Annotated in this window: 14 protein-coding genes; 6 read left to right on the forward strand and 8 right to left on the reverse strand. The window is 41.5% G+C overall.

The annotated features are described in order from the left end of the window. Nucleotides 1-122: 122 nt before the first annotated feature. The 6 genes from Q4574_RS09560 to Q4574_RS09585 are packed head-to-tail and all read left to right on the forward strand — an operon-like array spanning nt 123 to nt 7,547. A complete protein-coding gene (locus Q4574_RS09560; protein ID WP_303473840.1) occupies nt 123-1,682 on the forward strand; it encodes a phosphodiester glycosidase family protein in 1,560 nt (519 codons plus the stop codon). Nucleotides 1,683-1,708: 26 nt separating this feature from the next. Further along, nucleotides 1,709-2,635, forward strand: a complete 927-nt coding sequence (gene nagK / locus Q4574_RS09565) for an N-acetylglucosamine kinase (RefSeq protein ID WP_303473841.1) — start codon at nt 1,709-1,711, stop codon at nt 2,633-2,635. A gap of 13 nt (nt 2,636-2,648) precedes the next feature. Beyond that, a complete protein-coding gene (nagB-II, locus tag Q4574_RS09570; RefSeq protein ID WP_303473842.1) occupies nt 2,649-3,647 on the forward strand; it encodes a glucosamine-6-phosphate deaminase NagB-II in 999 nt (332 codons plus the stop codon). Beyond that, nucleotides 3,644-4,813: an N-acetylglucosamine-6-phosphate deacetylase gene (gene nagA, locus Q4574_RS09575; RefSeq protein ID WP_303473843.1), complete on the forward strand. Its 1,170-nt coding sequence runs from the start codon at nt 3,644-3,646 to the stop codon at nt 4,811-4,813. Before nagB-II ends, nagA begins: the two co-directional genes overlap by 4 nt. 4 nt (nt 4,814-4,817) lie before the next feature. Beyond that, the gene (locus tag Q4574_RS09580) at nt 4,818-6,131 is read left to right on the forward strand and encodes a sugar MFS transporter (protein WP_303473844.1); all 1,314 of its coding nucleotides are present in this window, start codon (nt 4,818-4,820) and stop codon (nt 6,129-6,131) included. Nucleotides 6,132-6,170: 39 nt separating this feature from the next. Beyond that, entirely contained in the window at nt 6,171-7,547 is a 1,377-nt protein-coding gene (locus Q4574_RS09585; RefSeq protein WP_303473845.1) for an alkaline phosphatase, read from the forward strand. Between the two features lie 90 nt (nt 7,548-7,637). Here the strand turns inward: Q4574_RS09585 and uspE are convergent, their stop codons facing one another. The 8 genes from uspE to Q4574_RS09625 all read right to left on the reverse strand — a co-directional run bounded on the left by uspE (nt 7,638) and on the right by Q4574_RS09625 (nt 13,796). Next, on the reverse strand, nt 7,638-8,564 hold the full coding sequence (uspE, locus tag Q4574_RS09590; RefSeq protein ID WP_303473847.1) for a universal stress protein UspE: 927 nt from the start codon (nt 8,562-8,564) through the stop codon (nt 7,638-7,640). 138 nt (nt 8,565-8,702) lie between these two features. Continuing rightward, nucleotides 8,703-9,617: a F0F1 ATP synthase subunit gamma gene (locus tag Q4574_RS09595; RefSeq protein ID WP_303473848.1), complete on the reverse strand. Its 915-nt coding sequence runs from the start codon at nt 9,615-9,617 to the stop codon at nt 8,703-8,705. Between the two features lies 1 nt (nt 9,618). Then, entirely contained in the window at nt 9,619-11,196 is a 1,578-nt protein-coding gene (locus tag Q4574_RS09600) for an alternate F1F0 ATPase, F1 subunit alpha (protein WP_303473849.1), read from the reverse strand. 24 nt (nt 11,197-11,220) lie between these two features. Continuing rightward, entirely contained in the window at nt 11,221-12,072 is an 852-nt protein-coding gene (locus Q4574_RS09605; RefSeq protein ID WP_303473850.1) for a F0F1 ATP synthase subunit delta, read from the reverse strand. 2 nt (nt 12,073-12,074) lie between these two features. Next, the gene (locus Q4574_RS09610) at nt 12,075-12,353 is read right to left on the reverse strand and encodes a F0F1 ATP synthase subunit C (RefSeq protein WP_303473851.1); all 279 of its coding nucleotides are present in this window, start codon (nt 12,351-12,353) and stop codon (nt 12,075-12,077) included. Further along, the gene (locus Q4574_RS09615; RefSeq protein ID WP_303473852.1) at nt 12,346-13,071 is read right to left on the reverse strand and encodes a F0F1 ATP synthase subunit A; all 726 of its coding nucleotides are present in this window, start codon (nt 13,069-13,071) and stop codon (nt 12,346-12,348) included. The genes Q4574_RS09610 and Q4574_RS09615 overlap by 8 nt, the downstream gene beginning before the upstream one ends. 66 nt (nt 13,072-13,137) lie before the next feature. Further along, complete coding sequence (locus Q4574_RS09620) at nt 13,138-13,425, reverse strand: ATP synthase subunit I (RefSeq protein ID WP_303473853.1); 288 nt, start codon at nt 13,423-13,425, stop codon at nt 13,138-13,140. Next, nucleotides 13,422-13,796: an AtpZ/AtpI family protein gene (locus Q4574_RS09625; RefSeq protein ID WP_303473854.1), complete on the reverse strand. Its 375-nt coding sequence runs from the start codon at nt 13,794-13,796 to the stop codon at nt 13,422-13,424. Before Q4574_RS09625 ends, Q4574_RS09620 begins: the two co-directional genes overlap by 4 nt. Between the last annotated feature and the right edge of the window lie 3 nt (nt 13,797-13,799).

Here is a 13,799-nt window from a genome sequence, read left to right on the forward strand (position 1 = left end):
CTCTATCTAAATACCTATCTATACTAACATTTCTTATCGAGTGAAAAATCATGCCGAAGTTAGGTTTGTCAATTAGTTGCTCTGCGATCCTTTACGCACTGCTGATAAATGCTTGTACAACAATGTCGAATACGAAGACAGACTTGCCAACTTTGTTAGAGCAAGCAACCCAAAACCAAATAGCACCTGGGTTGCGCTATTTTAAACTGGATAGAGGTGAAATGTCTGGCTACTTTCAGTTAACTAGTCCAGTGTTGTCTGCCAGTGATGCTGAAGTCTTAGTCGATAGGTTGAACAAACAACTATTGGTAAACAACGCCAATAATAGCTCTCAAAGCTTAGAAGTTAAGATGCTTGATTTAATTGAAAAATCTCCAGAAGGCACTGACTTAGGAAAGTTGGTAACCATTAGTCAATTTCACTCCGTAACACAAGCGCAAGATATGCAACAAGATCTTGCTGAGAAGGGCTTTCAATTGCGTGCTTCCCATAGTAGCCAACGCAGTGGTGGCATGGGTAAGCAAGCAATCAGTATTCTTAAATTGGTACCATCTCAATACACAGGTGCATTGCGCTCATTTTTAGCTGAACAGCACATATCGGGAGTTGAAAAAACATCGGTAATAGCCAAAAGAAATCAAGGGATTGCAGCAGTTAATGGTGGTTTTTTTGCGTTTAACCCAAGTCAAGGAGTTATTGGCGATGTGGCGGGTATCGGGGTAATCAACGGTACCTTAGTGAGCGAAGCTGTGGCCGGCAGACCCGCTCTGTTAATCAAAAATAAACCATCACTATCTGTCGATATTTTAACAAATGTGCAATCTCATATTAGCCTGACAGTTGAAGAAGAAGTGTTCCATGTGGATGGCATAAATCGCTTAGCGGGAAAAATATTTAACTGTGGTTTTGATCATCCTAAAGTTGTTGCTATCCATGACTATGTTTGCCACAAAGCAGATGAGATCATCGTCTATAACCATTTTTTTGGCGGTCTTAATGAAGTTTTAAACAACAGCGAGTTTTACTTTTTCGTGGATGAAAATGATGCTGTCTATTTTAACTTGGCTAACACGTCAGAGGCTTTACCTAAAGGGCACCGCCTTGTTGTTGCTTCAGGCGATCCAGCTTCGAAATTAACAAAGCATATTTCACCAGCAGTTAAAGCGGCCATCACTCAGCGGATAACCAGTGATTCAGGTGAGTTGAGGTTAAGCAAGGGTATGTATCTGGTTAATGGTGGACCGACCCTATTAATTGATGGTAAGCAACCGATTTCTCAGCGCAGTAAGCAAGGTTGGGGAGTGAGCAATGTTGATAATGCCACTGCTGCAATTGATGCCCGAGACGAAATTTCGCCAGCATCCTCAACAAATAATCGAGTCAATTTTTACCAAAATTGGGTGTTACAACGCCATCCCCGCACAGCCGTAGGCGTTACTGAAACGGGTGATGTCTATGTGGTGGTCGTGTATGGACGAGATCCGTTTAAAAGCATAGGCGCGTCAATCACAGAAATGTCAGAGCTTATGCTGGAATTGGGTGTTCAAAAGGCGATAAATCTCGATGGCGGCGGTTCCAGTGTGATGGTGGTAAATGGCCAGATAACCGGAAAGCCATCTGATAAAGACGGGGAAAGGGCAGTCGCTGAAGCGTTGATATTTACAGCGAATAAAAAGGTTTAGAAGTGGTAACGGGAATAAAAAATACAGTGAGAAAGAATTTAACTTCGGATGATTCCCTTATATTAGGAATTGATGGTGGTGGAACGAAATGCAAAGCCGTTTTGATGTCACCGGATAATGTCGTTTTAGGTGAGGGTACGGCAGGGCCTGGAAACCCAGTTTATGGATTAGAGCAGGCGAAAGAATCTATAAAAAGCAGTGCAATTATGGCTTTACAACAAGCTGGTATGAGCCCTAGGGAATTGGTGAATATTACCCTTGGAGTAGGTCTTGCCGGTGTGAACCTCCCTAAGCATTACGACAACATTATGAATTGGCAGCACCCATTTAAACAAATTTTTTTGGCAACGGATTTATTAATTGCCAGTTTAGGAGCCCACGACGGTGGAGATGGTGCCGTAATAGTGTCAGGAACGGGGTCCTGCGGATTTTCTTATGTCAATCAGAAGTCGACAATATTAGGCGGACATGGCTTTCCCCAAGGCGACAAAGGTAGCGGGGCTTGGTTTGGTTTAAAAGCCGCAGAACTGGTTCTGTTATCACTTGATGGGTTCGCTAAGCCCACACAACTTGCCGAAATCATGTTGGCTCAGCTTAACTTGAAAAATAGCGCAGAACTCACTGAAAAAGTTGCGGGTAAACCAGCGTCATTTTTTGCTCAACTAGCAAATTGCGTGTTTGTTGCGGCCGATGCCAAAGATGAATTAGCCTTATCCATCGTTAAAGAGGGCGCAGATTATATTAATACAATGGCGGAAAAATTGATGAACACCCATCCCCCTAGAATGTCCCTTATTGGAGGCTTAGGAAGGTCACTATTTCCACATTTAGGCCGAAGGGTTCAACATACTCTGTCTGCTCCCTTGTCGTCTCCAGAAGTAGGTGCTGTCTATTTTGCCAGACAAAATATCAATGGTTTCATACCTGAAAAATTAGTTTCAATCGTTACATAAATAAGAGTTTTACATGACCCAAACAATAATGGAAAAAGAAGCGCGGCAAACCCCAAGTGTTATTCGCCAGCAAATTCAACAAAATCATAAAACTATCACGGCGATTGCCGAAAAGCTGCATGCATTTGACCCTAAAATGGTAATGATAATTGGTCGAGGGTCATCAGATCATGCAGGTGTATTTGCCAAATATCTAATTGAAATTGAAGCGCAAATTCCAACCTTTGCAGCTGCACCTTCGGTTTCTAGCGTATATAACAAACAACTCGCTCTAGATAAGGCTTTAGTGATTGTTATTTCCCAGTCTGGACGCAGTCCAGATATATTAGCCCAAGCAAAAATGGCAAAAAAAGGCGGTGCATATTGTATTGCTCTGGTGAATGATGAAAGTTCGCCTTTACAAGATATAGTGGATGATGTTTTACCATTAAAGGCAGGCAAAGAAGAGTCGGTGGCGGCCACTAAAAGCTATCTTTCAACTCTCTCTGCGCTATTGCATTTAGTTGCAACCTGGACAAACAATCAAGGTTTACTTGACTCCCTAAATGAATTACCGAGTTTACTTGAAGCAATTATTGATTCACCCTCACAATTGATACCAACGGATGTTGATAACGTCAATAACTTAGTAGTATTGGGACGGGGACTGGGTTTTGCGGTTTCTAAAGAAATTGCATTGAAACTTAAAGAAGTATGCAGTATCCACGCAGAGGCGTTTAGCAGCGCTGAGTTTTTGCATGGCCCTATTACCTTGGTAGAACAAGGTTTAGCAATTTTAGACTGTCTGGTTTTGGACGAAAGTGAAGGGGCTCATCGGGAACAAATCAATGAAGTAAAACGACGAGGAGCTCAGGTTTTGCATCTACATCAAAACAGCTTGGCAGCCCATCCGCGGATTGCGCCTTTATTGGTGTTACAGCGTTTTTATATTGATGTCGCCCAGCTTTCAACTCATCGTGGTTTAAATCCTGATGTGCCTTTGGGTTTGAATAAAGTCACCAAAACATTATGACCCAGAAAGTGAGATTGCACGTTCGAAAATTATTTGATGGACAGGCATACCATAGTGATCAAGTGCTGGTGATTGAAGGCAGAAATATCATTGCAATGGATCAGGATACTTCGCAAGTTGATACTGTGCTTAACGGTCTCGTAGCTCCTGGGTTCGTAGATTTACAAGTAAACGGTGGTGGTGGTGTATTGTTTAATGCCCAGCCAAACGTGGCGTCTTTAAAGATCATCTTTGCGGCTCACGCTAAGTTCGGCACGACAGGGTTAATGCCCACGGTGATTACCGATGATATCATTACTATGGAAAAGGCGGCTGATGCAGTTGCTGAAGGGATTAGCCAAAACCTTCCAGGGATCTTGGGGATACATTTTGAAGGCCCGCATATTTCTACAAGAAAAAAAGGTGCCCATAGTCAGCAATATATTCGTCCGATTACAGATCGAGAGTGGGCGCTGTTTAAACGTAAAGATCTAGGTAAAATTATCGTCACTCTAGCACCAGAAATGGTGCCTGATGAGCAAATAAAAGCCTTAGTTAGCTTAGGTGTTAAAGTCTGTATCGGGCACAGTAATGCTGATGCGGTGACGACCAATAAAGCCCTCGAAAGCGGAGCCAGCGGTTTTACCCATTTGTTTAATGCCATGTCGCCAATTTCGGCCAGAGAGCCTGGCGTAACAGGTGTCGCATTAACTTCTGAAGTGGCACGTTGCGGATTAATCGTAGATGGTCATCATGTGGATGATCTGAATATTCGACTAGCCCTCAAAGCTAAACCTACGGGGGGGATATTTTTAGTAACCGATGCTATGCCACCAGTGGGAACAGATGCTAAGGAATTTGAATTTTTTGATCGGCACGTAACAGTAAAAGATGGACGACTAATATCTACAACCGGGGAATTAGCAGGTGCAGCCATCGATATGGCATCCTCGGTAAGATATTGTCATTTTAAATTAGGTATTTGTTTGGATGAATCCATTCGATTAGCTAGCCAATATCCTAAAGATTATTTATCAGGTTCACCTGTAAAAAGCGGTTCGACAGTTCAACTTGCACCAGGAATGCTCGCCAATTTTATTCAATTGGATGAGCAACTCGTTGTGCAGTCAACATGGGTAAACGGCAATAAGGTCTTTTCCACAGAAACAATGGCTAATGAGGTCTAAAATTATGCAAACTCTAACAACCAATAAAACCAGTACCTTTGTTCCAATGATCGTTGTTGGTATCTTGTTTTTTATTTTTGGTTTCGTTACTTGGCTTAACGGCTCATTAATTCCATTTCTTCAATTAGTCTGTGAACTAAATGAGTTTGAAGCTTTGTTTGTGACCTTTTCATTTTATATCGCTTACACGGTGATGGCGTTACCCATGTCCATCATTCTTAAAAAGACTGGCTATCGAAACGGTATGGCGCTAGGGCTTGGCATTATGGCGGTTGGCGCTTTACTTCATATACCCGCAGCTATTACTGCAAACTATGCCTTTTTTCTCATTGCCTTGTTTGTATTAGCTGCAGGTTTAACCATATTACAAACCGCTTCAAATCCTTACATTGTATATTTAGGACCGGTTGAAAGTGCTGCAATGCGCATCAGCATCATGGGGTTAATTAACAAAAGTGCCGGCGTTTTAGTTCCTATTCTATTTACGTCTTTAATATTATCAGACATGGGAAATTACTCAGAAGATGCTCTTAGCGGTCTGTCTGAGGTAGCAAAAAATCAGCGTTTAATGGAATTATCACATAATCTAATCGTGCCATATGTGTTAATGGCCATCGCGCTGGCCGTTTTGATTGCCTTAGTGAAGTTCTCTGCGTTGCCTGAAATAAAATCGACTAACAGTGATTCTGAAGAAAGTGGCAGCAAAACATCCATTTTTCATTTTCCTCATACAGTGTTAGGCGCAATTGCGTTGTTTTTCTACGTAGGGGTAGAAGTGATTGCAGCGGATACCATTGGTCTTTACGGTTCCGTATTAGGAGTAAGTAACTTTGCAGGTTTAACCTCATTTACCATGGTGTTTATGGTCATTGGTTATCTGGTTGGCGTTACATGTATTCCGCGATTTGTCTCTCAAGAAAACGCGTTAGTAGCTTCAGGCATTGCCGGCTGTTTGTGTATCTTGGGTATTGTATTTTCTTCTACTCAATCTACAGGTATTGCCGACGTACTGTGGGGATGGTCTGGTATACCAGTTATTCCTAACACCATCACTTTTGTGGCATTAATGGGCCTAGCTCACGCTTTGGTGTGGCCGTCTGTATGGCCTTTAGCGTTAAAAGGGTTAGGGAATTACTCGGCTCAAGGCTCAGCGTTACTAATTATGGGTATCTCTGGTGGTGCAATTTTACCTTTATTATTTGGTAAAATCTCCCACGAAATTGGAGATTTACAATCTGCTTATTGGATTGGTTTACCATGTTATTTATATATTTTCTTTTACGCTTTTCGCGGACACGCTATCCGTTCATGGAAATAGTAGTTTAAATCTTAACCATCATTAAAAAATAGGCTCAGTATGAAATGTAAATTTGGATTGCTCTCGTTGTCACTAGTGCTTTTTGGATGCAATGATCAACAACAGACAAATCAAACCACTTTGGTTCCAGAAAAACCTAAAAATATTATTATGGTCGTGGGGGATGGCATGGGGCCAGCCTATATTAGTGCATATCGATATTTTCACGATGATCCTAATACTGCGGGAATGGAACAAACGGTTTTTGACCGCACTTTAGTGGGCATGAGTAGTACTTATCCAGCCTCAGTTTCAGGATATGTTACAGATTCTGCGGCCGGTGCTACTGCGTTATCTGCCGGGGTGAAGACTTACAACGGTGCCATTGCAATGGATGTTAACAAACAACCAGTTACCACAGTGTTAGAAGTATCAAAGCGTCTAGGTAAGAAAACTGGCGTGGTAGTCACCAGTCAGGTAAATCATGCTACACCTGCAGGCTTTATGTCCCATAATGTTGCCCGTGGAAACTACGATGAAATTGCCGATAGTTATGTCGAAAATTACCAGATGTATGATGTAGTGCTAGGAGGGGGCTGGAAATTCTTTTTACGTGAAGACAGAGACTTAGTCAGTGAGTTTAAGGAACTGGGTTATCAATATATTGATGATTATGCCGATTTAGAGACGGTTCAACAAGACAAGCCGTTATTTGGCTTGTTTGCTGATGTTGGTTTGCCATGGGCCTTGGACGACAGTGATCCTAATCGTTTAAAAACGATGACATCAACTGCGTTGAATCAACTTGAAAGTGATAAGGGATTTTTTATGTTGGTAGAGGCAAGCCAGGTTGATTGGGGCGGTCACAGCAACGATATCGCAGCTGCTATGGGAGAAATGCAAGATCTTGCCAGCACTCTGGAAATGCTCGAAGACTATGTTGCTCAGCATCCTGATACCTTAGTTGTGGTAACGGCTGACCACAGTACAGGCGGTATGACCTTAGGAGCCAATGGAAAGTATCAGTGGAACCCTGAAATTTTGCGTACCATGAAGCATTCACCTAGTTACATTGCTGAGCAACTGTTACACACTGATATTACGCCAGAACTTGCTGCTGAGTTACTAAACTTTAAGTTAACTAAATCTGAGCTTGCGCTGTTAAACAGCAGCAAAAATATTGCCGAAGATAACCCGTCTTCAACCAGCGAGGGAAATCCTTACGCAGATGCATCGGCTGACGCCGTAAAAAAATCGCTTTACGTCAATATCAAACATATTATTGATGCACGCACTCTTACCGGTTGGACATCAGGCGCTCATACGGCGGTAGACGTGCCAGTATTTGCATTTGGCAGCCATAGCGAATCCTTTGTAGGGCTAAGCAACAATACAGATATTGCCAAAACCGTATTTTCGTTGCTTGAACAGAAATAACCTAAGCTAAAAGTAGAGGTTACCGCGCATTTTACGGCGTTGTAACCCAACTTTTATTGGCTAATTAATAATGGAGTTTGGCTTCAGGAACTATACTTTTTCTGAGTCACTCTCGTCTAAGTTCAATGCCAGCACCTCGCAGTTGAGTTCAGCCAAAATGGACTCAGCCGTATTTCCTAAAAAAGCTGCCGAAATGCCTTTTCGTGCTACTGTGCCTAAAATCACCAATTCTGCATCTATTTGTTTAACAACATTCGGGATGACTTTTTCAGGCATGCCAGCTACAACGTGTTTTTTGGCCATGTTGATGTCATGGTCTTTTTCCATACTATCGAGTTTATCACTGTGAAATTGAGCACTGTTGGCACTGAGTTTTTCTAAATTTATGGTAGGGAAATCGATGGCAGCACTCATGTTATGCACCATATAAGCACTGACGGTGTGTATTTCACTGTCACTTATCTGAGCAAACAGTTTTGCTGATTCTAAGATATCTTGATTCAACGCCACATGTTTTTCGTCTTTGGCTAACACATCAACCGCTGCTAAGATAGGTGCGTTTGTCCAACTTGAATGTTTTACCAGCAACAAGGGGGCTTTACAATACCGTAGTAAGTGCCTGTCGATTGGCATGGCAAAGGGATTAATGCTCATGGAGTCTGCGGTAATACGTTTAATAACCAGATCCGGTTGAATTCTCTCAACAGCATCTTCTATACCTTCATACACCTCGCGACACCATTCAACATGAGTGGTGCAACGAATATTCTTTTTCTCTAGATCTTCAGCAATGCTATTGAGATAAAGATAACGGTCTGCAACATATTGTTTCTTCATTTCTTTGCGATGGTCGCTTGAAAGTACGTCGGTTAGCTCTAAAATTGGCTCGTAAATTACATTCAAAAGGTGGATATGCACCTCATTATTCAACTCGGCAAATTTTAAAGCTCGAAGCAATGCCTCGTGCTGTTTACGTTTACCACTGATTACAACTAGAATTTTTTGCGGTGCTTGCATAGTAATCTCCATTAAAGAATCAAGATGATAGGTTTCGACCATACACCGATTATTAATTGACTATTTGATGTCGATCAAACTTGATGAACAAAGAGTTTAGTCGAATATCTTTTGTAAATAGCATTATTTAACCGCTGTTCACTGTGTTTTTATTTTTTCTGGAGAAGAAAGCGCTTCAAAACCATTAACCAAATCAGCAAGTTCTTCATCAATGGCACTTTGTCTAAGTTTATTAAATGACTTTTGCATTTGTTCTTGTAGCTCTTCTATATTTTTTTCAGCCCGTTGCATGGCGATAAGGCGACTTGCATTTTCGCTTGCGAGTGATTCAATGCATCCTCTAAAAATTGAGGTGAATATGTATTCTCTTATTAGTTTGCTAACGGTTGTTGCAGGTTCAACTAGAAGTTGGGGGAGGCATCTGGTAGGCCAAGGTCGGGAAACAAATTCGTGTTTCCATGCGTGGTCAAAAGGCAAAATCCGTTGATAGCATGGCCCGTAATTTGGTTTGTCTAAGGTACGATTAAAAAACAAATAAACTTCTTTCAAGTGTTTGTTTGTCTGAAGCTCTTCAACTTCCAGTAAAATCTCTGCTACAAATGAGGTAATACTGTCTATTGAGTTGGGGAGTGAAAAATGTCTTCCTAGTAAGGCTTTTTCTCCTTCGAGTAAAGACCGTACCCGTTCTCCAGCGGTCAAAATTACCTGAGTTGCAGCAAAGTCCTTGCGCTTTTCGTTTAGAAAATTGACTAAAATATCGTTGAATTGGCCGACTAATCCTTGGTCTGAGCCGATGACAATAATGCCTATTTGAGACTTGTGAGCTGCTGATTTTGAGATTCTATCAGTTGTTGGGTAATCACTTTTATCGGTATTGATAAAATATGCTGTCAATCCTAATTGCACGGTTCGATAGTAATCATCCAGTGAAAGGACGGCATTTTCATATTGGTTGATGTTTGCAGCTGCCATAGCTTTCATGGTTCTTACCACTGACTTTAAATCAGTTGCACTCACAATTTTACGTTGTAAATCACTATTCGATTCACTCATATCATGATTCGCCGTTAACCGCTTTGTGGTTAGCGTCAGTCTCGGAATCTCTTTGTAAAGGTGTTAAAACCTGTTTGAACATAGAAAAAATAAGTCCTAGTTCATCTTCCTTGAGGGGTTGCGCTAATGTTAATTTGCTTTGAATATCCTGATTAAGGGTAACTAACCCGTCTAGCACGGCATCTTGCGCCTGTTGAAGAGACGCTAGTGGAATTCCATCAAAGAAATGATGTGTAAGGGCTAAGAGTACAAGAATTTGTGCTGATACTGATAGGGGCGAGGATTCTGGTTGTTTCAGACATGCTCTAATGCGCTTTCCATGCTCTATCGTTGCTAGGCTACTTTCATCCAAACGGGCACCAAAGCGCGCAAATGATTCTAATTCTTCAAATTGCGCATATTCTAATTTCAATGTGCCTGAAACCGCTTTAAAACCAGCATGTTGGGCTTTTCCTCCCACTCTGGAAACGGATTTTCCCACATCAACAGCCGGTAATATTCCTAAATCAAATAATTTAGGCGATAAATAGATTTGCCCATCGGTAATTGAAATTAAGTTAGTGGGTATGTAGGCAGACATATTTTGTTCTTCCGTCTCAATAATAGGTAAGGCCGTAAGCGAGCCTCCGCCATTTTCTTCGTTTAAATGAGTTGAACGCTCCAGTAAACGTGAGTGCAAATAAAAAATGTCACCTGGAAAGGCTTCTCTTCCCGGAGGGCGGCGAAGCAATAAGGATAGCTCCCGGTAGGAACGAGCGTGACGGGTTAAATCATCATAAACGATAAGGACATCCTTGCCTGCGTGCATGAAGTATTCGCCAATACTGGTTGCAGCGTAGGGAGCAATATAATCTAAGCCGGGAGGATCACTACCTTCTGTTGCCATAACAATTGTGTATTCAAGGGCATTATGTTGCTTTAGAGTGGCGATAGTTTTCGCAATGGATGAGGATTTCTGGGCGATAGCGCAGTAGATACATATGACATTTTTGCCATGCTGGTTAAGAATAGTATCAATGGCAATTGACGTTTTGCCAGTTTGACGGTCGCCCATAATGAGTTCCCGTTGTCCCCGGCCTACGGGCAGTAGGGCATCTAACACTTTAATTCCCGTTTGTAACGGCTCGGTCACTGGTAACCGTGACATGATCTCTGGAGCGGGACGCTCTATGGGTAAACGCGGAGTTTGTGAAAGCTGACCTTTGTTGTCCATAGCGTGGCCAAGTGGGTCGATAACACGGCCTAATAAGTGTTCGCCCACGACAATGTCCATTACCCGCCCAGTCCGTTTCACTTGATCCCCTACGCTTAACTGACAATAGTCTCCTAGCAGTACCACGCCGACTTCGTCTTCATCTAAATTAAATGCAATACCGTAAATATTGTTTGGGAAAAGCACCAATTCTTCAAAGCCAACACCCGGTAGCCCGGTCACCGAGGCTATTCCTGGGGATACGCTGTTAACAATTCCGACTTCTTCCAGTAAGCAGTTGATCTTTCCGTGAGCATTGGACTGATTCAGCTGATCAAACAGTAAATCATACTGTTGTTTTAAACTTGCTTGCGGTTCCTGTTTCATTTTTGTTTCTGCGCTTTAGTTAATTTAACCGATACTTGATTGCGGTGTGTCTGAACTTTCTAACTGGGTTGCTTTGATAATATGCTCTGAAGTGAGTTTAGGTTGTTGCTGCAGAAGATTTGTTTGCATTGAGTCTAGGTAACTTTGTGTGCTCCAAGGAACCTTCCAACCATCAAAAACAACTTCGATGCCACAAATTAATTCTGGCGTAATCTTGTAGGTAAACTGAAGTTCTCTAAGCGTATCTTTTGCATCAACTTTTTTTGTATAGGTTCGATGAAACCATTGTTGCAAAGAGTCTTTTTGTGATGAAGTTAGTTCGAAGGAGCTGTGAATGTATATTTGCGGTGTATTCGAATTCACCGCTCTATTTATCTCGTTGTGTTGTTCAGTATTCAAGCTGTTAAGTTGTCCTATCAATTTGTTGAACATTAAGGTTTGTAACTGAGTATCAGCAAGATCATGGAGTACTTTTTGACTGGTGGCAAAGACCTCCTGCATGCTTCTTTGCACAATTTGGTGCTGTAAAGCTTGTATTTCTTGTTCAATTCCATGCAAGCGAGTTTCCAGAATTTCAGCTCCTTGTTGTTGCACCATATTCAGCAATTCTTGACCTTTAACTTTGGCTTCTTGGTGGGCTTTATTGATAATTTCCCGGCGTTGATCTTCAATTTGACTTAATTTAACTTGATACTCTGATTGCAGGGCCTTGGCTTTCTCATTTTTGCTATTCGCATCATTCAAAATTTGCGCTATTTTGATTTCTCGTTTGTTCAAACCTGCAATAATTGGGTGATACAAAAAGCGTTTCAACAACCACAGCAAAATTAAAAAGTTAAGGGTTTGAGCTACTAGGGTAAACCAATCAATTGGCATTTTTAACTTCCTGCTTTATCGACAAAATAGTTCCAAAATGGATTACTAAACAGCACAATCATGGAAACCACAAAACAATAAATAGCCGTTGATTCAATCATCGCTAAACCTACAAACAATGTTCGCGTTATGGTTGATGAGGCATCGGGTTGTTGAGCGAGGGCTTTTAATGCATTTGCGATAGCAGACCCTTCCGCTAATGAAGGGCCAAGTACCCCTATACCAATCGTCAGTCCTGCAGTTATGATCGAACAAATTGCAATTAGGGTGAGGTTATCCATTATTTTTCTCCTGTACAGAAACGGATATTGAAGTGTGTTGTTGCGAGTTTTGCTGGTCTTCGGCTGTGGCTGCGGCAATATACACAGCTGCCAGAATAAAGAAGATATAGGCTTGTACCATGCCGGTTAATAACCCTAATAAAGACATAACGATAGGGAACACAAAAGGCGATATTACGAGTAAAATTGCCAAGATCATGCTTCCACTCATCATATTCCCAAATAAGCGTACGGATAACGCTAAAGTACGAGAAAGCTCACCTATAATATTAAACGGCAGCATAAAAAAGTTGGGTTGAGCATATGAGCGCAAATATTTCATCAAGCCTTGTTGTTTTATTCCGTAAAAAGGAACTGAAATAAACACACAGAGTGACAGTGCAATTGTGGTGGATAAAGAACCGGTTGGGGGCTCATAATTTGGAAATATTGTGAGTAAATTAGCCATCGCAATAAATAAAAATAAGGTACCTAAAAAACCTATGTATTTTGCGGGGTTACGCAAACCTGCTTGGTTTATTTGTTGGATAATAGTCACCACCAAGACTTCTAAACCATTTTGCCAGCGACTCGGTCGCAATTGACTATTTAAATTGCGGGTAATGAGGTAAGCGCAAAGTACTAAAATGAACATTATCAACCAAGTAAAAACGATAGTGGCATTGAGTTTTAAAAAACCAAATTGCCAATAGATGATTTCATCGGGTGTAATATGCATTGTTCTAACCTTTTTTCAGTTACTTCTTATCAGTTTGAAAATCGTTGGTTTAGTTTTGTCTTGTGATCATGCAGGCTCTGGTTTTCCACTAACGGCCAATACTCTATTGATAATAACTCGACCAATTAAGAAACCTAGCAGACATAAAATCAGCAGCCAAAACTGTTGATTTGAAATAAAGTAAAAGCCAACCAGGGTTATGCTCATACGCAATACAAATCCGCCAATGAACCAGCGTTCAGGGTGGGGCGATTGCAGTCCTTTTTGTACCGTAAACCATAAGCTGTAAAAAAAACTACTACCTAAAATGACACCTGCAACTAAGGCAAATAACATACTGTAGTGTTCTATCATGGTTTGTCCTCCTCTTCTGAAATAGCGTTATTTTTTGGGTGAGCACTGTCATCACCAATTGCGCGGTGTTCTTTGCTTACCCAGCCCCAAGCCGTAAAACAACCAATGGCTAAACCTGCGAGTAATAACGCTAGGGTCCAAGAACGTTGATTGTCGAAGTTGTTGTCTATCCAAATCCCTAAAATCACACCAAGAAAAGTGGGGACCGCCACCGACCAACCAATCATTCCCATCATCCCCAAACCAAACCATACACCGGGGGATGAACGGCGTTTAGCCCTTAATTTTAGTTGTGCTTTTGATTCAACTTGTTTTACTAAAGAGTGCCTTGTTTGTTTTTGGGGTTGCTGTTTAACGCCAGTTTTACTCATGGT

This window comes from Aliiglaciecola sp. 3_MG-2023 (assembly GCF_030548205.1).
Lineage (GTDB): Bacteria > Pseudomonadota > Gammaproteobacteria > Enterobacterales > Alteromonadaceae > Aliiglaciecola.